Raw genomic sequence first — 16,858 nt, forward strand, 5'->3', positions numbered from 1 at the left:
GAACACACAGGATCACGCATGTCGCCACTCTCACTCATCAATTCGCTGATCGGCGCGACCAATGGCGGGACGTCGGGCGGATCGTCCACGGCATCGGGCGGCAGCGCGCTGCCGTTCGCGCAGACGCTGCAGCAGAGCATCGACTCGCAGAACAATGCGGCGAAGGCGCCAGTTAGCCAGCCGCAGTCTTCGTCGCAGTCACAGTCGTCGTCATCGTCTTCTTCGGATTCGTCGTCTTCCGCGTCGTCGTCTTCGCCGTCTTCTGCTTCGTCTTCGTCGGCCACTTCGAGCGTGCATGACGCGTCGACGCCGGCCGATGCATCGAAAGACACGAGCGCGAGCGCAACGAACGGCAAGCAGGGTACGGACAGCACGACCAGAACGGACGCGTCGACGGGCACCAGCGCGCAGACCGCTGCTGGCGACGGCACCGGCAAGACCATCGACGCGAACACGAAGCCGCAAGCAAACGCGAACGCACCGACGACGCCGGCCGCAACTGCCGTAGCGGCTGCGGCTGCGGCAGCGGCGGCTGCAGCAGCGGCGGCGGCTGGCGCTCAGGCGCAGGCAAGCGCCGCGATGGACACGGCGGCAACGAAGGCTGCCGACGCCCTCCCGGCCGACGTCACCGCAGCGGCGACGACTGCCGCGACCAGCACGCTGGCGACGAGCGCCGTGACCATCGGCAAGAAGCTGGCGTCGCTCGATCCGAAGTCGGTCCAGGATGCATTGCAGGCGGCGCTTGCTGCGCTGTCGAACGGCCAGGGTGCGGTCGCGACGCCGGCAACGGCGACTGCGGGTGCATCGAATGCGTCCACAGCGGGCGCGGGTACAGGCGCCGATGCGGGCCTGGGCGCACGCGGCGTGGGTGCGGGCAAGGGTCTCGCGGCGGGCGCATCGTTTGCCGACGGAAAGGGCGCGAAGGGTGACGGCGCGAAGCCGACGGTGGCGAACGCCGCGACGACAGCGACGACGGACACGCTGGCTGCGCGCAGTGCTGCTGACGCACTGGCGGCTGCGAGCACGGGCAGCGCGCCGGACAGCTTTGCCGCGTTGAAGAGCACCGCTGATGCGGCGAGCGCGAGCCTTGCGGCGACGCAGGCGGCGACGGCTGCGGCGGCATCGAGCGCGGTGGCACAGACGTCGAATCCGGCTGCGGTTGCTGCGGCGAGCACGGCGCTGGCGCCGCAGGTCGGCACGCCTGACTGGGAAGAGGCGTTGGGGCAGAAGGTGGTGTTTCTGTCGAATGCACACCAGCAGACGGCGGAGCTCACGCTCAACCCGCGTGACCTGGGACCGCTTCAGGTCGTGCTGCAGGTTGCCGATAACCATGCACATGCGTTGTTTGTTTCACCGCATCAGCAGGTGCGGGAGGCGGTGGAAGCTGCGCTTCCTAAATTGCGCGAGGCTATGGAGCAAGGGGGGATTGGGCTTGGTAGCGCCAGCGTGAGTGATGGGTTTGCGCGGCAGACTGGGCAAGAGGGGAGTGGCGCCTCGGGCGGCGGGCGGGGTGGTTCTTCGTCTGGTGGGGCTTTTGCCTCCGGCGGGGAGGGTGGGTCTGAGAGTTCTGTTGCTGCGGTGCCTGTTCGGCGGACTGTTGGGCTTGTGGATACGTTTGCCTGATTTTTCGTTTTTTCGTTTTTCTGGTTTGTTTTTTTTGGCCTTTCCTTGTTTTCATGTCGGTCTATTGGCGTTGCCCCTGTGCGGGGCGGCACCTACTTTTCTTTGTCCTTGCCAAAGAAAAGTAGGCAAAAGAAAGGCGCCGAAAACTCGTCCGTTCCAGGGTGTGTCGCTGCCGGGGAATGGCACCCCATGAAGTGTCGCCCCCGCACAGAAACGATATAGGTCCGCGCACGAGAACGTCTCCCGCACAGTACCGCCCGTGACAAGGCACTCATCCACCCCACTCCGCACTGCGTGCGTCGCGGATGGGTTCGCCAGACCGCAGCATGGTTGCGTTAGCTCACTTCGCCGCACGCGCGCAGCGCGGCGCAGCGATGACGGCGCAAGCGGTCGGCGGCGGAGTCGGTCAGGACCGCACGTACGCAAGCGGCTACGTGGGAGCTATGCCGTCGGTGACGTGACGTGATGTAACGTGACGTGAAGGTTATGCCGCTCGGCGACGCAACGCGGAGCCGGGTGGATGAGTCCTTTGTCACGAAGTGTGCTGTGCGAGGGATCCGATCGTGCGCGGGCCGATGCCGGGTGAAATGTGGGGGCGACACCTCATGGGGTGCCGTTCCCCGTGTGTCACACAGCCCGGAAGAACTGAGTTTTCGGCGCCTTTCTTTTGCCTACTTTTCTTTGGCAAGGACAAAGAAAAGTAGGTGCCGCCCCGCACAGGGGCGACGCCAATAGACCGACATGGCCACAAGGAAAGGCCAACAAAAAAACCAAAGGCAAGGAACGACCGAACCCAAGTCAGATCCTGGAAAAAAACAAAACCCCACACAGAGAAAACCTGAAAAAGCCCGAACGGGCAAAGACCTGAGCTAACCCCGATTCCTCCTTCTTTTCGACCCATCGCAAGCCTGGAAGAAACCCGAAAATCCAACCTACAGCATTGAGGCAATCTGAAACCCCATGGCAACCACGACCGCAAACCAGCAAGCTATCGCGCAGCCGGCCTCTCCGGGCCTCATCAAGCGCATCCTCGTGATCCTGCTGATCGTACTGGTCGCGGCCGGCGCCGCCGGTGCGGCCACCTGGTTCTTCATGTCGAAGCGCGCCCCGGCGCCGACGTCGTCCGCCGCTCCGGCACTGACGCCCGCTCCCGTGTTCTTCCCGCTCGAAGCGCTCACCGTGAACCTGCAATCGGATGACGGCCAGCAGCACTTCCTGCGCATCGGTCTGACGCTCAAGCTCGCCGACGAGGCCACGAAGGAACACCTCACCGAACACCTGCCGGAAATCCGCAGCCGCGTTCTGCTCGCACTGTCGAACAAGCATCCGGAAGAACTCCAGACCCTCGATGGCAAACACGCGCTCGCCAAAGAACTCGAAACGCTGATCGAACAGCCGACCGAAACCGGCGGCCAGCCCGCACACGTCTCCGACGTGCTGTTCACCGAATTCGTCGTGCAGTGACGCGCTCTCGCGTAGCTGCCACCAATAACCGTCACGGGACGCACGAGGAATAGGATGGGCCACGAAGAGTTCATGTCCCAGGAGGAGGTCGATGCCCTCCTCAAGGGCGTCACCGGTGAATCCGATTCGGAATCCGATTCCGCGGAACGTACCGGCGTCCGCTCGTACAACATCGCAACGCAGGAACGTATCGTTCGCGGCCGGATGCCCGGCCTCGAAATCATCAATGACCGCTTCGCACGTCTCCTGCGCGTCGGCATTTTCAACTTCATGCGGCGCACGGCGGAAATCTCCGTCGGCCCGGTGAAGGTGCAGAAGTACAGCGAATTCACCCGCAATCTGCCAATCCCGACGAACCTGAACCTCGTCCACGTGAAGCCGCTGCGCGGCACGTCGCTGTTCGTGTTCGATCCGAATCTGGTGTTCTTCGTCGTCGATAACCTGTTCGGCGGCGATGGCCGTTTCCATACGCGCGTCGAAGGCCGGGATTTCACGCAGACCGAGCAACGCATCATCGGCAAGCTGCTCAACCTCGTGTTCGAGCACTACACGGCTTCGTGGCGGAACGTGCGCCCGCTGCAGTTCGAATTCGTGCGCTCGGAAATGCACACGCAGTTCGCCAACGTCGCGACGCCGAACGAAATCGTCATCGTCACGCAGTTCTCGATCGAGTTCGGTTCGACGGGCGGCACGCTGCACATCTGCATGCCGTACTCGATGATCGAACCGATCCGCGACACGCTGTCGTCGCCGATCCAGGGCGAAGCGATGGATATCGACCGCCGCTGGGTGCGCGTGCTGTCGCAACAGGTTCAGACCGCAGAAGTGGAACTGACAGCCAACCTCGCCAGTATTCCGGTGACGTTCGAACAGATCCTGAATATGCGCAAGGGCGACGTGCTGCCGGTCAACATCCCCGAAAACCTCACGGCAAAAGTCGATGGCGTGCCGGTGATGGAATGCGGCTACGGAATTTTCAATGGTCAGTACGCGTTGCGGGTCCAGAAAATGATCAGCGCAGCCGACACGATGAAGGAAGGTGGATATGAGTGAGCTGAACCCCACGCCGGAGAAAGAACTGCCCGCCGGCGAGCCGCAACTGGCCGCAGCAGCCGCGGCAGCAGCTGAAGTCACAGCCGAAGAAGACGAAATTGCAATGGACGACTGGGCAAGCGCGCTCGCCGAGCAGAACAACAACCCGGAACCGGCGCCGGCTGCAGCCGGCGTGTTCCAGCCGCTGTCGAAAGTAGAACCGACAACGACACGTAACGACATCGACATGATCCTGGACATTCCTGTCCAGATGACCGTCGAACTCGGCCGCACGAAAATCGCGATCCGCAACCTGCTGCAACTCGCGCAGGGCTCGGTCGTTGAACTCGACGGCCTCGCCGGCGAACCGATGGATGTGCTCGTCAACGGCTGCCTGATCGCGCAGGGCGAAGTGGTCGTCGTGAACGACAAGTTCGGTATCCGTCTGACCGACATCATCACGCCGTCCGAGCGTATCCGGAAGCTGAACCGATGAAACGTCTCACCCGCCGGGCCGCGTTCGCAAAGGGCGGCTTGCCGCTCGATGCGCGCGCCCGGTTTGCCTCGCTGATGGCATCCCGCGCGGCTGCCTGCGCCTGGGTAGCGCTGATGTCGGGCGCGGCTTTCCACGCTACACGCGCTCACGCCGCCGATATGAACGCGGTCAACAACGCCGCGAAAATCGCATCGAGCGTAGGAGCGGGTTCGGCAGTGCCGTCGCTGGGCATCGGCGCTGTGCTGCAAACGGTTGTTGGTCTGGCGGTGGTGATCGCGCTGGTATTCGGCTGTGCGTGGCTCGCGCGACGCCTCGGCCTTCAACCGTCGCAACGCGGCGGACTCGTGAAGACGATCGGCGGCGCATCGCTTGGCGGCAAGGAGCGTGTCGCGGTTGTCGAGATCGGCGATACGTGGCTCGTGCTCGGCACCGCGCCGGGTAACGTCCGGTTGCTGCATACGATGCAGGCTGGTTCAGCGGGTTCAGACCTCGTTACTCACGGCGCACCCGCTGCGCCTGGCACCCTCCCCGGCTCCTTCGGACAACGCTTTCGCGACGCGCTGAAACAGGAAGCAGGCAAACGTTTCCAGCGAAGCGTCAGCGGAGAACAGTAAATGCAGTTCAATCATCGTGAAGCGCAGGATGTCTGCGCGCCGACCCGCCACGCCCCTGCAAAAACTGACGCCTTGCGCAATGCGCTGAAACGCGTCGCACCGCTCGCGCTGCCGGCACTGCTGCTGCTCGCACTGCCAACACTGTCGTTCGCGCAGGCAGCCGGCCTTCCCGCATTCAACACCAGCCCCGGCCCGAACGGCGGCACGACGTACTCGCTGAGCGTGCAGACGATGCTGCTGCTCACGATGCTGACGTTCCTGCCGGCGATGGTGCTGATGATGACGAGCTTCACGCGCATCATCATCGTCCTCTCGCTGCTGCGCCAGGCGCTCGGCACGCAGTCGACGCCGCCCAACCAGGTGCTGGTCGGCCTTGCGCTGTTCCTGACGCTGTTCGTGATGTCGCCGGTACTCGACAAGGCCTACACCGACGGCTACAAGCCGTTCTCCGACGGCACGCTGCAGATGGATCAGGCCGTGTCGCGTGGTGTTCTGCCGTTCAAGACATTCATGCTGCGCCAGACGCGTGAAGGCGATCTCGCGCTCTTCGCACGCATTTCGCACGCCGCGCCGATGCAAGGGCCGGAAGACGTGCCGCTGTCGCTGCTCGTGCCGTCGTTCATCACGAGCGAGCTGAAAACCGGCTTCCAGATCGGCTTCTCGATCTTCATCCCGTTCCTCATCATCGATATAGTGGTGGCGAGCGTGCTGATGTCGATGGGTATGATGATGATCTCGCCCGCGACGATCTCGCTGCCGTTCAAGCTGATGCTGTTCGTGCTCGTCGACGGCTGGCAGCTGCTGCTCGGCTCGCTCGCGCAGAGCTTCGTCTGAGCGGCGCACAGGAAGGAGACCGGCCATGACGCCAGAAACAGTCACCACACTCGCGCACCAGGCGATGTACGTTTCGATGGTGCTGGCCACGCCGCTGCTGCTCGTGGCGCTCGTCGTTGGTCTCCTTGTCAGCCTGTTCCAGGCCGCGACGCAGATCAACGAAACCACGTTGTCGTTCATTCCGAAGCTGGTCGCGATTCTGGTCACGCTGGTCGTCGCCGGCCCGTGGATGCTGACAACGATGCTCGACTACATGCGTCATATGCTCACGAGCATTCCGTCGCTCGCCAGCTGACGCTTTCCGGCTGCATTTCCCGCAATGTTCTCCGTCACCTACGCCCAGTTGAACGCGTGGCTTACTGCATTCCTCTGGCCGTTCGTGCGAATTCTCGCGCTGGTTGCGGCCGCGCCCGCATTCGGTGACAAGTCGGTGCCCGTGCGTGTGAAAGTGGGACTCGCCGGCTTCGTGACGATCATCGTCGCGCCGACGCTCGGCGCGCTGCCGCAGGCGACTGTGTTTTCGGCGGAAGGCGTCTGGATCATCGTCAACCAGTTCCTGATCGGTCTTGCGCTTGGCTTCACGATGCAGATCGTGTTCGCCGCGGTCGAGGCAACCGGCGACATTATCGGGCTCAGCATGGGGCTCGGTTTTGCAACCTTCTTCGACGTGCACGCGAACGGTTCGAGCGCGGTGCTGTCGCGCTTTATGTGGACGATCGCGATGCTGACGTTCCTCGCCTTCGATGGTCATCTGCAGATGGTGAGCGCGCTCATCGCAACATTCCAGTCAATTCCGGTGTCGGCCAACTTGCTGGCTGCGAGCGGCTGGCGCGCGCTGGCGGGCTACGGCAGCGTGGTGCTGACTTCGGGATTGCTACTGGCGATGCCGGTCGTGACGGCGCTATTGATTGCCAACCTGGCGCTCGGCATTCTTAACCGTGCAGCACCGCAGATCGGCGTGTTCCAGGTCGGCCTGCCGCTGACAATGTTAGTCGGGCTGCTGCTCGTGCAGTTGATGCTGCCGAACATGATTCCGTATTTCTCGCGGCTGTTCGACAGCGGTATTGAACAGATGGGGCGGGTGGCGGCAGGATTCAGATAGCGGTCGCGCGTGTTGCGAACGCGACCTTTTACTTCTATGGCGATTGGTACGCCGGCGTTTTCATATTCCACCGGCGCCGTGTCCTTACGTCATGCCGCGCGGGCGCGTTCCAGCAACCTGCGCGAGAAACGGCCCGGCGCCTGCGCCGGCAGCCCGAGAAACTTCAGCACCGTTTGCTCGACGAGATGACTGTCGTTGTCGATACAGATTATGTGATAACTGTTCTCGAGCACCACGGTGCGCGCGTCGGCGATCCTGCTTTCGAGGAAGGTCGCTGAGCGCAGGCTCGTGAGCTCATCCGCGCGCGCGTGAGCGATTACGGTCGGACACGCGATCCTGTCCGCGCAGCGTTTAACCTGGCGTCGCAGCCGGTCGACCTGTCTCAGCGATGCGAGCGGCACCCATCGATAGTGAAGATTGTGGCCGCGTTCCATACGCGAGCGAACGATCCCACGCATCAACGGATTCTTGATACCGAACGGTTCGGCTTCACGCACTTTCATGCGGCGCGCGAGTCCTGGAATGCGATAGAACAGATGGCGTATCGCGCCATACCAGGGAATTTTCCATCCGTCGATATGAACCGGCGGCGAGAGCAGAACCAGCCGGCCTTTCGTGTGTGTAACGGCATCGCACAGCGCGATGCTCAGCAACGCACCCATGCACATGCCGATGACATGAAACTCGTCGTATTGCGCCGCGAGTTCTTCATAGCGTTCAAGCGCAGCACCCAGCCAGTCTTCGGCGCGGATTGTCGCGAGGCGCTCGGGCGTCTCGCCGTGGCCCGGCAGCAGGATCGCGTGTGCGTCGATGCCGGCCTTGCCGAGCGTCCTTTTCAAACCGCCGAGATCATATTCCGTCCCACCAAGACCATGGATCAGCAGCGCTCCTGTTCTCGTGGTCATGGCGCGCTCACAGGATCAGGTGGCGTAACGAAAAGCGGATCACGCCGCACGCTCGCAAAGCGGCAACGGATATCCACGATGGAAAGTACAGCAGGCATAAAGCGGATTTCTTTCATGGTGTTGAGAATTGTTCGACGCACGGCTGCGGCTGACCGGCGGCGCTCGACACGCGGTAACGCGAGCCCGTAGCCGCGCGCCCACGCGCCGTTGGCATGTTCATCCCGACGCAGTTCACCCATGCGCGTGCGGAGCACTTCCATTTGCTCGTACGCTATGGTTGCCGGTGCCGTGAACAGGCCCAGAATCGTCGCTGCGGACGCAGTGATGACAGGTGCCGGCGTGTTGCCAGTCGTGTCGGTCGGCGTGGTGTCTGAAGGGTTGTCCGGCACAACCGGTGCATCAGGATTAACCGGCGTCGCGCCAGGCGTGTTCTGGAGATACCAGTCGCTACCCTGCTGGGCGAGTCGGTATTCATAAACGCCCGCATCGACCTTGTCGCCCTGGAGCGAGAACGTGGCTGGACCGCCTGCTGTCTGCACTACCTTGAGTTTCCCGCCAGGCGCATCAGGCTCGCGACCGGTGTTGCGCACCTGCAATTGGTGTTCACCAGATGCCGTGCCCTGAACGTCGATCAAATCACCGTGGACCGCGCCGAGATCCGTGTGGATAGCGAACGTTCCCTGTCCACTCAGATTGCCCGCGATAGTGAGCGTTTTATCGACGCCATTGTCGAGCACCACCGTACCGCCGTTCAGGTTGAGGCTGCGGATCGTGTTGCTCTGCGTGAGATTCCACGCAGCGCCATTACTGACCGACACATCGCCGACGCGAATCAGGTTGCCCGTGAGCGACGCGTGGTCGGTGAGTGAGACGTTGGTACTGTTGCGGTCGTCGGCGAGAACATTGCCTTGCAGATTGGCGGCGATGACATTGAAGTTCGCCGTGCTGCCCGGTCCAACGTGCAGCACGTTGCCGTCCGAGCCTTGCAGCGTGCTGGCGCCAGCAACCGTGATGTCAGTATGGCTCGCGGATGAAGCGAAGATTGCCGAGCCATTTGCACCACTAACAGACGTATCGGTCAGGCTTATCGTGTTGTTGCCGGTCGGCGCGCCTGGAATGAGTGCCGCGGTAATGCCATGCGTCGAGCCCTGGACAGAAGAGCCGCCATCCAGCACGAGGGACGCGTCGCCCACCATGTTGACGCCTACGCCGGCCGTGGCAACGATCGCAGTGTTATGGCCGATGAACGACGCATTCTGCTGACGCACCTCCACGCCCTTTGGCCCGGTGATGCGACTGTCGGTCGCGGTTACCTTCGCACCAGCGCTGATGAATGCGGCGTTGTTCGCACCTGCGTTGACAGTCACGCGTTGCAGATCGATCGTTGCGCCCGTTCCCGCCAGGACACCCCAGCCTGCGCTGTTAATTGTGCCGTCGATAACGGTGACGGCGGAGTTCGTTTCTGCCTGCAAACCCGCGTAGCTGGTTCCAGCGGTGCTTTCGATCAGTACGTTTCGAAACGTGCCGGTGCTGCCGTTTTTCAGCCGCACAGCGTCACCCAGGTCGGACGCCTCACCATTGTTGCGGATGATCGTTTGCACGCCGGGCGTAGTTGCTGCTGCGACATCGACTGTGCCGCTGTTCACCAGCAGGCCGTGCGTGGCGATTTGCGTGCCTGCGTCCATGAAGACCTGTGCGCCGCTGCCGGTGTAGCCCGTGCGGACACCGTTCAGGATCGCGCCAGATTGCATCTGCAGTGTTGCTGCGTTTTGCAGTTCGTAGTCGTCGGGTGTCGTCTGTGCGGTGACGACTCTTGTGCCGCTCGGCACGAGAACATATGCATGGGCCGATGTACCGGCTGCAAGCAGTGAGACAGCGATCGCCAGGGGGGCGCGCCTGCGAGGGAGAGCAAACATAGGAGTCCATTCCGGTTGAGCGCTGATGCCTGCTCAAGACGGAAGGCACGCGCGGAACGCGAATTGTGGACAAAACGGGCGCTCGAATAAATCGTAGTTTTACTATTTATCCGGATGCAGATGCGGGTTTCAATGGCGGCGAATTCAAGCGCACAAAAGCTTAAGCGTCACGTGAGATTTCAGGAAACTACGATTCAGAAATCCCGTCCGACGACGCAGAATTCGACCCAAGGACACGGCACTAACACGAGTCGACCGGGTTCTTCTTTTCTTAACTTATCTGAAAACGTACATCATGAAATTCGTTTCAAAGAACACACTGCTGGCCGCCATGCTGGCCGCTGCTTCGGTTAGCGCCTTCGCTGCTGACTCGGTCGATCTGAAGATCGTCGGTACGATCGTGCCGCCGTCGTGCACGCCGGCATTGACCGGCGGCGGTGTCGTCGACTTCGGCAATATCCCCGCCGCGTCCCTTAGCCAGACCAGCTTCAACAAGATCGGGTCGAAGTCCATGACCTTGAGCGTCACTTGCGATTCGCCCACGCTGTTGGCCATCAAGGCAATCGATGGCCGCGCAGGTACTGCGGTTGCAGGGGGCGCCCTTTATTCCGACGGTTACGTGTTTCCCGATTCGATGGGATTTGGGCTGGGTGCTGTCGGTGGAAAGAACGTAGGTACGTACATCCTTGGCGTGACGAACACTCAGTCTGGCGATGGCACAGTTGTCCAACACATGCGCTCCGATGATGGCGGGTCTACCTGGGTCAGAACCGGTCAGGTTATTGACACGTTGATGAAGGCAGATGGCTCTCGCATTCAGTCGTGGGGACCGGCGTTGACGCCGACCGCCTACACGACCGTGAGCCAGACCTTCAACGTGTTGGCGACAATCAATAAGGCAGCTAATCTGCCCGCTCTCAACCAGGCAGTGCCGCTCGACGGCATGGCCACGTTTTCGCTGGTGTACCTGTAATTGACTGGCGATATCATGAAAGACGGCTCGAGTCCTGAACAGACCGGGCCGTTTTCACATTCACCGCACGACAACGATCGCGTTTGGATGGCGATGTCCCATATCGCCTGCATTGTTAGCTGTGGTCTATGCGGCGCTTTTGCAGCATCCAACCTTGCGTACCGACGCATTTAAAGAATCTACGATTCAACAATCAAGACCCATCCATCAGAATTCATTCAAGGACACGGCGCGAAATCACCAGTCGAGTTCTTCATTCCTCACCAACCTTGAAAGAGCTATCCATGAAACTCGTTTCGAAATCCACACTCCTCGCAGCATTGCTGGCTGCAGCCTCGTGCAGCGCGTTCGCAGCTGACACGGTCGACCTGAAAGTGATTGGCACGATCACCCCAGCGTCGTGCACGCCCACCCTCGCTGGTGGCGGCATCATCGACCTCGGTCAGGTCAGCGGCGGCCTCATCGCTGCTAACGCCTTCACCAACCTCACCACCAAGACGAGCACGCTGACGATCTCCTGCGACCAGCCGGCACGCGTTGCGATGAAACTCGTTGACGGCCGCGCAACCAGCGTCGTGCCGGGTCTCGCCGCTTCGCTCGTCTCCGGTCTGACGGACACGGACGGCTTCGGTCTGGGTACGGTCGGCACGAGCAACGTCGGCACCTACACGCTCGCGTTCAGCGACCCGACGGCTGACAGCGTCGCGGGCAGCGGTGCTGTCTCGGTGGACAACGGCACGACGTGGGCGCTCGCAACCGACGCCAACCGTCACCTGAACGGCACGAAGATCGCCACGGCGTCGGATGCAACGGGTGTACCGAAGGCCTTCACGACCATGACGACCGACCTGCAAGCCGTGATCGGTATCAACAAGCGCAGCGCCCTGCCAATCACGGGTGACGTGCCCATCGACGGCCTGGCAACCATCTCGATGGTCTACCTGTAAGCGCTACGACGTAAAACGGAGATCGCTTCTCCGGTTGCCTCTGCGGCAACATGCGTAAAAGAAATCGGCCCGCGTCTTCAGACCCGGGCCGCTTTTACGTCTTGAAGAAACACGATCGCTGCGCCGGTCAACAGCGCTTCTCTGCAACGCGATCAGCCGCTTCCATTCCGTGATCTGTCGGATGTACATCGAACGGCGGCTCCGATTCGGCAAGCGTGCGTTCACCCCGTACAGCTGCCAGTGCCGCTTTTGCCTTGAACACCGCTGAGTGCGTGCGCCGATTCTCTGTGTCATCTTCTGGCTTCCTTTGCCAGCACTTTACCCGGCTCAGATTCCAGCACCTCCGCTCATTGCCCTATCCGAATTTCTGGCGCCACCTCTTTACTTATCCGAATGCAGATGCGGGTTTCAATCGCGGTGAATTCGAGCGCCCGGAAGCTTAAGCGTTGTGTGAGATTTCAGGAAACTACGATTCAGAAATTCCGCCCCACGACGCAGAATTCAACCTAAGGACACGGCACTAACACGGGTCGACCGGGTTCTTCTTTTCTTAACTCATCTGAAAACGTACATCATGAAACTCGTTTCAAAGAACACACTGCTGGCCGCCATGCTGGCCGCTGCTTCGTGCGGTGCCTTCGCTGCTGACTCGGTCGATCTGAAGATCGTCGGTACGATCGTGCCGCCGTCGTGCACGCCGACACTCTCTGGCGGCGGCACCGTCGATTACGGCAACATCCCCGTAAGCACGATTAGCAATACCGGTTTTACTAATCTCGGTACCAAATCCGTGCAACTGTCCATTACCTGCGATGCAGCCACCAAGGTAGCCATCCGTGCGCTCGACGGGCGCGCGGGAACCGCTGCCCCGGGTGCCGCCGCAGTCGCGGGAAGTAATGCGACTGACTCGAACGGCTTCGGTCTGGGCTCGTCTGGCGGCAAACAGGTTGGGGCGTATATCTTGAAGCAATACTTCAATCCGAGCGCCGACGGCAACCCCGTCGCCCGCATCAGGTCCGACGATAACGGCGTCACATGGGTCGCGGGCAACAACGCCTCAGACGGATTGATGAAAGCAGACGGCTCTCGCATTCAATCGATTGCACCGTCGACTTCCTCGACGGCGCCGGGAGCTTATATACATAGCGTGAACCAATACGATGTAACGGCAGTGATCAACAAAAGAGTCGATCTGCCGGATTTGAAGCAGCAAGTTCTCCTCGACGGTCTCGCGACGTTCTCGCTCGTATACCTGTAATAGAGCCGGGATGGAGCCACGGTCACGAAAGGGCATGCCGACTTGCAATGAACCGGATGATGGTCGCATCGCTCTTTTCAAGGCATGTGCGTAGTTCGTCGGTGCGAGGCACTGGTTACTGCGTTCGCGTCTTTCTGGGTTGCGACGCATTTCTGGCGCGCCACCGATACCGGTCGACATTGCCTACCGACGTAGCTGATGTCGGACATTTAAAGAAACTGCGATTCAACGAATCGATTCACACCCGCGGAATTTGACTCAAGAACACGGTCTGCTCAGACAGACGGGTTCTTCACCGTCTCACCAACCTTGAAAGAGCTTTTTATGAAACTCGTTTCGAAAAACACCCTGCTGGCAGCGCTTCTGGCCGCTGCTTCTGCTGGCACCTTCGCCGGCACTTCCGTTGACCTGCATGTGATCGGCACCATCACGCCGCCGTCGTGCACGCCCACGCTCGCTGGTGACGGCATCATCGACCTCGGCACGATCAGCGGCGGCATCATCGCGGCTAACGCCTTCACCAACCTCACCACCAAGACCAGCACGCTGACGATCTCCTGCGACCAGCCGGCACGCGTTGCAATGAAACTCGTTGACGGCCGCGCAAGCAGCGTCGTGCCGGGTCTCGCCGCTTCGCTCGTCTCCGGTCTGACGGACACGGACGGCTTCGGTCTGGGTACGGTCGGCACCAGCAACGTCGGCACCTACACGCTCGCGTTCAGCGACCCGACGGCTGACAGCGTCGCGGGCAGCGGTGCTGTTTCGGTCGACAACGGCACGACGTGGGCGCTTGCAACTGATGCCAACCGTCATCTGAATGGCACGAAGATCGCCACGGCGTCGGACGCAACCGGCGCACCGAAGGCCTTCTCGACCATGACGACCGACCTGCAGGCCGTGATCGGTATCAACAAGCGCAGCGCCCTGCCGATTACGGGTGACGTGCCCATCGACGGCCTGGCTACCATCTCGATGGTCTACCTGTAAGCGCTACGATGTAAAACGGAGATCGCTTCTCCGGTTGCCTCTTCGGCAACATGCGCAAAAGAGAGCGGCCCGGGTCTTCACAGACCCGGGCCGCTCTCACATCCGCACCACAATACCCGCTACATCAATTCCCGATATAGTTAAACAGCGACATCTTCTGGATCATCGAAAAACCCTGCTGCGCCGCCTGCAGCGAGAACTGCGTCATCGTGTATTTGCTGATCACCTGCGTCAGGTTCGTCTGCGTCAAATCCGCCAGGTTGCTTTGCGTCTGCAGGCTGTTGCTCTGCGTGACCGTCTGCAACGCCTGCACTTCATTCTCCCGTCCACTCACCGAAGCCTGAACCGTGATCACGTTGTTCAACGTGTTCGCGAGCTTGCACATTGCCGCCGCCATCGCATTGTTCAGGTTCGCCGTGCCCGCTGCGCCCGTCACTGGCGTCGGCAATGCCGCAACCGCCGCATCGAGGTTTGCGAATGTCTTGGTGGCCGACGTTACCGGAATGAGTCGCCGAAGTGACGTTTGCCAAGGCTCGATACTTCGATGAACCGCCAATTGGTCTGTCTCTTGTCTGGTGCGAACTTGTGACTACGCAACCTGCATTTAAAGAAATGGCGATTCAGCGAAGCGCGGGGAGCGGTCAGAATCCAACTCAAGGATTCGGCGCAAACACAACCAGTCGGGTTCTTCTTCCTCATTAAACTTGAAGAGCTAAATATGAAACTCGCTTCGAAAAACACCCTTCTGGCCGCATTGCTGGCCGCAACTTCGATTGGCGCGTTCGCCGCTGATTCGGTTGACCTTAAGGTCATCGGTACGATCGTGCCGGCATCGTGCACGCCGACGATTTCGGGCGGCGGTGTCGTCGACTTTGGTCGCATCCCGGCTTCTTCGCTCAGCGCAACCGCAGCTACGTTGTTGCCGGCGAAAAACGCAACGCTTACCGTGACTTGCGATGCACCGGTCGCAGTAGGCATCACGACAGTTGATAACCGTAGCGGCACAAGCGGCTCGGCAAGTTCGGTGCTCCCCCTCTCTACGGCACCGAGCCAGGTTTTGGGCGTTGGTTCGGTTGGCGGGAAAACTGTCGGCGCATATAACGTCGGGTTCCTGAAAACGGGCATTACCGCAGATGGCCAGTCTGCTGACGGTATTTACTCCCAAGATGGTGGCGCAACCTGGTCGGCGTTTTTCCATCCGTACGGCACCATGATTCAACCCGGTCTCCGAACCCACTCCTGGGCGGCCACCGGTCAGACCGTCCCCGCGGCGTTCACAACGATCTCGCAACCGCTTGAGATCGACCTCGCCCTGAACAAGACGGCCGATATGCCGCCGCTGAACACCGAAGTGCCTATCGACGGTCTGGCCACGTTCTCGCTGGTCTATCTGTAATCGGCTGGCAGCAACGTAAAAGACGAACGGCCCGGGTCTTCACAGACCCGGGCCGCTCTCACATCTGCACCACAAAACCCGCTACATCAATTCCCGATGTAATTGAACAGCGACATCTTCTGGATCATCGAAAAACCCTGCTGCGCCGCCTGCAGCGAGAACTGTGTCATCGTGTACTTGCTGATCACCTGCGTCAGGTTCGTCTGCGTCAGGTCCGCCAGATTGCTTTGCGTCTGCAGGCTGTTGCTCTGCGTGACCGTCTGCAACGCCTGCACTTCATTTTCCCGCCCACCCACCGAAGCCTGAACCGTGATCACGTTGTTCAGCGTGTTCGCCAGCTTGCTCATGCCCGTCGCAAGTGCATTGTTCAGGTTCGCCGTGCCCGCGCCCGGGGTCACCGGCGTCTGCAGCGCCGTCACCATCGCGTCGATGTTTGCGAACACGTCCGTGCCCGCCTGCGTCGCCGGCGTCACCGAGAACGAATCGCCCGTGGCCGGTGCACCCGAAATCGCGACGCTCTGTCCACCCAGCGTGATCGCCGTGCCCGATGTGTAGGGCTGCGGCGCGGTCGTGGTCGCGGCCGTCACGTCCGTCACCGTGTAGGTGGTCGGGCTCGTGAAGTTGATGGTGTACTTGTCCGCGTTGGTCGGGCTTGCCGCATTACCCGTGCTGACCGCGCCAATGGTGCCCGTGCCCGTGTTGGCCGGATTGCCCGCCGGAATCGAATTCGTGCCGACCGGCGCAACGCCGAGGAACACCTGCTGTCCGTTGTCCCCCGTCGCGATCTGACGCGTACTCGTTACCTGCACGTTCTGCACACCACTATCGCCGTTGTACTGCACAGCGCCGCTCGCGCTCGTGCCGAACGGCTGCGCCGTCGTCTGGTAACCCGAGAACAGGAAGTTGCCCGAGCCGTCCGTGGCATTCGCCTGCGAGAGCAGCTGGCCACGCAGGCCCTGCAACTGGGTCGCGAGTGCGCTGCGGTTACCGTCGTTCAGCGAACCGTCGCCGGCGCGCACGAGCAGTGTGTTGATGTTCGTCAGGATAGTGTTGACCGTACCGAGCGTCGAATCTTCCGCCTGCAACGATGAAAGCGCGGTGTTCTGGTTGCTCGAGTACTGCGACAGCGTCGCGCCCTGCATGCTCAGCTGCACGGCCTGCGCTGCGCCGACCGGATTGTCCGACGGCGTCGAAAGGCTCACGCCGCTCGACAGTTGCTGATACAGCTGCGTGAGCTGGCTTTGCTGGTCGTCCATCGTCTGGACGTTCATGCCGAAATACTGGGTCGTAGAAATGCGCATATGCGTTCAA

The 16,858-nt window shown here is 61.1% G+C and carries 18 protein-coding genes; 14 read left to right on the plus strand and 4 right to left on the minus strand.

Annotated features, from left to right (window positions below; genetic code table 11):
* Positions 1-18 precede the first annotated feature (18 nt).
* From P3T21_RS23100 to fliR, 9 genes are all read left to right on the plus strand, one after another.
* On the plus strand, positions 19-1,623 hold the full coding sequence (locus P3T21_RS23100; protein WP_429258267.1) for a flagellar hook-length control protein FliK: 1,605 nt from the start codon (positions 19-21) through the stop codon (positions 1,621-1,623).
* 326 nt (positions 1,624-1,949) lie between these two features.
* Positions 1,950-2,084, plus strand: coding sequence for a hypothetical protein (locus P3T21_RS23105; protein ID WP_429258268.1), 135 nt, complete (start codon positions 1,950-1,952; stop codon positions 2,082-2,084).
* A gap of 499 nt (positions 2,085-2,583) precedes the next feature.
* Entirely contained in the window at positions 2,584-3,087 is a 504-nt protein-coding gene (gene fliL, locus P3T21_RS23110; protein WP_429258269.1) for a flagellar basal body-associated protein FliL, read from the plus strand.
* Between the two features lie 54 nt (positions 3,088-3,141).
* The gene (fliM, locus tag P3T21_RS23115; protein ID WP_429258270.1) at positions 3,142-4,140 is read left to right on the plus strand and encodes a flagellar motor switch protein FliM; all 999 of its coding nucleotides are present in this window, start codon (positions 3,142-3,144) and stop codon (positions 4,138-4,140) included.
* Positions 4,133-4,615, plus strand: coding sequence for a flagellar motor switch protein FliN (gene fliN / locus P3T21_RS23120; RefSeq protein WP_429258271.1), 483 nt, complete (start codon positions 4,133-4,135; stop codon positions 4,613-4,615). Before fliM ends, fliN begins: the two co-directional genes overlap by 8 nt.
* Positions 4,612-5,229: a flagellar biosynthetic protein FliO gene (gene fliO / locus P3T21_RS23125; protein WP_429258272.1), complete on the plus strand. Its 618-nt coding sequence runs from the start codon at positions 4,612-4,614 to the stop codon at positions 5,227-5,229. The genes fliN and fliO overlap by 4 nt, the downstream gene beginning before the upstream one ends.
* Positions 5,230-6,063 carry a flagellar type III secretion system pore protein FliP gene (gene fliP / locus P3T21_RS23130; protein ID WP_429258273.1) on the plus strand — a complete coding sequence of 278 codons (834 nt, stop codon included), beginning with the start codon at positions 5,230-5,232 and terminating at the stop codon, positions 6,061-6,063.
* A gap of 25 nt (positions 6,064-6,088) precedes the next feature.
* The gene (gene fliQ, locus P3T21_RS23135) at positions 6,089-6,358 is read left to right on the plus strand and encodes a flagellar biosynthesis protein FliQ (RefSeq protein WP_429258274.1); all 270 of its coding nucleotides are present in this window, start codon (positions 6,089-6,091) and stop codon (positions 6,356-6,358) included.
* 24 nt (positions 6,359-6,382) lie between these two features.
* Positions 6,383-7,165 (plus strand): flagellar biosynthetic protein FliR, encoded by a 783-nt coding sequence (fliR, locus tag P3T21_RS23140; protein WP_429258275.1) that lies wholly within the window; start codon positions 6,383-6,385, stop codon positions 7,163-7,165.
* An 89-nt stretch (positions 7,166-7,254) separates the two neighbouring features.
* Here the strand turns inward: fliR and P3T21_RS23145 are convergent, their stop codons facing one another.
* Entirely contained in the window at positions 7,255-8,070 is an 816-nt protein-coding gene (locus P3T21_RS23145; protein ID WP_429258276.1) for an alpha/beta hydrolase, read from the minus strand.
* Positions 8,067-9,986, minus strand: a complete 1,920-nt coding sequence (locus P3T21_RS23150; protein WP_429258277.1) for an autotransporter outer membrane beta-barrel domain-containing protein — start codon at positions 9,984-9,986, stop codon at positions 8,067-8,069. Before P3T21_RS23150 ends, P3T21_RS23145 begins: the two co-directional genes overlap by 4 nt.
* A gap of 295 nt (positions 9,987-10,281) precedes the next feature.
* Here P3T21_RS23150 and P3T21_RS23155 point away from each other — a divergent pair, with 295 nt between their 5' ends.
* The 4 genes from P3T21_RS23155 (at position 10,282) to P3T21_RS23170 (ending at position 14,151) form a co-directional block, all read left to right on the plus strand.
* Positions 10,282-10,959, plus strand: a complete 678-nt coding sequence (locus tag P3T21_RS23155) for a DUF1120 domain-containing protein (protein ID WP_429258278.1) — start codon at positions 10,282-10,284, stop codon at positions 10,957-10,959.
* 284 nt (positions 10,960-11,243) lie between these two features.
* The gene (locus P3T21_RS23160; RefSeq protein WP_429258279.1) at positions 11,244-11,906 is read left to right on the plus strand and encodes a DUF1120 domain-containing protein; all 663 of its coding nucleotides are present in this window, start codon (positions 11,244-11,246) and stop codon (positions 11,904-11,906) included.
* A gap of 610 nt (positions 11,907-12,516) precedes the next feature.
* Complete coding sequence (locus P3T21_RS23165; protein WP_429258280.1) at positions 12,517-13,164, plus strand: DUF1120 domain-containing protein; 648 nt, start codon at positions 12,517-12,519, stop codon at positions 13,162-13,164.
* 324 nt (positions 13,165-13,488) lie between these two features.
* The gene (locus P3T21_RS23170; protein ID WP_429258281.1) at positions 13,489-14,151 is read left to right on the plus strand and encodes a DUF1120 domain-containing protein; all 663 of its coding nucleotides are present in this window, start codon (positions 13,489-13,491) and stop codon (positions 14,149-14,151) included.
* Between the two features lie 124 nt (positions 14,152-14,275).
* Here P3T21_RS23170 and P3T21_RS23175 read toward each other — a convergent pair whose 3' ends face one another.
* Positions 14,276-14,599, minus strand: a complete 324-nt coding sequence (locus tag P3T21_RS23175) for a hypothetical protein (RefSeq protein WP_429258282.1) — start codon at positions 14,597-14,599, stop codon at positions 14,276-14,278.
* Between the two features lie 270 nt (positions 14,600-14,869).
* Between P3T21_RS23175 and P3T21_RS23180 the strand changes: the two genes are divergently transcribed.
* A complete protein-coding gene (locus P3T21_RS23180; protein WP_429258283.1) occupies positions 14,870-15,547 on the plus strand; it encodes a DUF1120 domain-containing protein in 678 nt (225 codons plus the stop codon).
* A gap of 86 nt (positions 15,548-15,633) precedes the next feature.
* Here P3T21_RS23180 and flgL read toward each other — a convergent pair whose 3' ends face one another.
* Positions 15,634-16,848, minus strand: coding sequence for a flagellar hook-associated protein FlgL (gene flgL, locus P3T21_RS23185; protein ID WP_429258284.1), 1,215 nt, complete (start codon positions 16,846-16,848; stop codon positions 15,634-15,636).
* Between the last annotated feature and the right edge of the window lie 10 nt (positions 16,849-16,858).

The organism is Paraburkholderia sp. GAS334, assembly GCF_050436625.1.
Taxonomy (GTDB): domain Bacteria; phylum Pseudomonadota; class Gammaproteobacteria; order Burkholderiales; family Burkholderiaceae; genus Paraburkholderia.

Excerpts from the sequence above, each read along its gene's own strand:
- P3T21_RS23170 (WP_429258281.1), top strand. The coding sequence starts at position 13,489 with ATGAAACTCGTTTCGAAAAACACCCTGCTGGCAGCGCTTCTGGCCGCT.
- fliR (WP_429258275.1), top strand. The coding sequence starts at position 6,383 with ATGTTCTCCGTCACCTACGCCCAGTTGAACGCGTGGCTTACTGCATTC.
- fliL (WP_429258269.1), top strand. The coding sequence starts at position 2,584 with ATGGCAACCACGACCGCAAACCAGCAAGCTATCGCGCAGCCGGCCTCT.
- P3T21_RS23105 (WP_429258268.1), top strand. The coding sequence starts at position 1,950 with ATGGTTGCGTTAGCTCACTTCGCCGCACGCGCGCAGCGCGGCGCAGCG.
- fliM (WP_429258270.1), top strand. The coding sequence starts at position 3,142 with ATGGGCCACGAAGAGTTCATGTCCCAGGAGGAGGTCGATGCCCTCCTC.
- fliN (WP_429258271.1), top strand. The coding sequence starts at position 4,133 with ATGAGTGAGCTGAACCCCACGCCGGAGAAAGAACTGCCCGCCGGCGAG.
- P3T21_RS23160 (WP_429258279.1), top strand. The coding sequence starts at position 11,244 with ATGAAACTCGTTTCGAAATCCACACTCCTCGCAGCATTGCTGGCTGCA.
- P3T21_RS23150 (WP_429258277.1), bottom strand. The coding sequence starts at position 9,986 with ATGTTTGCTCTCCCTCGCAGGCGCGCCCCCCTGGCGATCGCTGTCTCA.
- flgL (WP_429258284.1), bottom strand. The coding sequence starts at position 16,848 with ATGCGCATTTCTACGACCCAGTATTTCGGCATGAACGTCCAGACGATG.
- P3T21_RS23165 (WP_429258280.1), top strand. The coding sequence starts at position 12,517 with ATGCTGGCCGCTGCTTCGTGCGGTGCCTTCGCTGCTGACTCGGTCGAT.
- P3T21_RS23180 (WP_429258283.1), top strand. The coding sequence starts at position 14,870 with ATGAAACTCGCTTCGAAAAACACCCTTCTGGCCGCATTGCTGGCCGCA.
- P3T21_RS23145 (WP_429258276.1), bottom strand. The coding sequence starts at position 8,070 with ATGACCACGAGAACAGGAGCGCTGCTGATCCATGGTCTTGGTGGGACG.
- fliP (WP_429258273.1), top strand. The coding sequence starts at position 5,230 with ATGCAGTTCAATCATCGTGAAGCGCAGGATGTCTGCGCGCCGACCCGC.
- P3T21_RS23100 (WP_429258267.1), top strand. The coding sequence starts at position 19 with ATGTCGCCACTCTCACTCATCAATTCGCTGATCGGCGCGACCAATGGC.
- fliO (WP_429258272.1), top strand. The coding sequence starts at position 4,612 with ATGAAACGTCTCACCCGCCGGGCCGCGTTCGCAAAGGGCGGCTTGCCG.
- P3T21_RS23155 (WP_429258278.1), top strand. The coding sequence starts at position 10,282 with ATGAAATTCGTTTCAAAGAACACACTGCTGGCCGCCATGCTGGCCGCT.
- fliQ (WP_429258274.1), top strand. The coding sequence starts at position 6,089 with ATGACGCCAGAAACAGTCACCACACTCGCGCACCAGGCGATGTACGTT.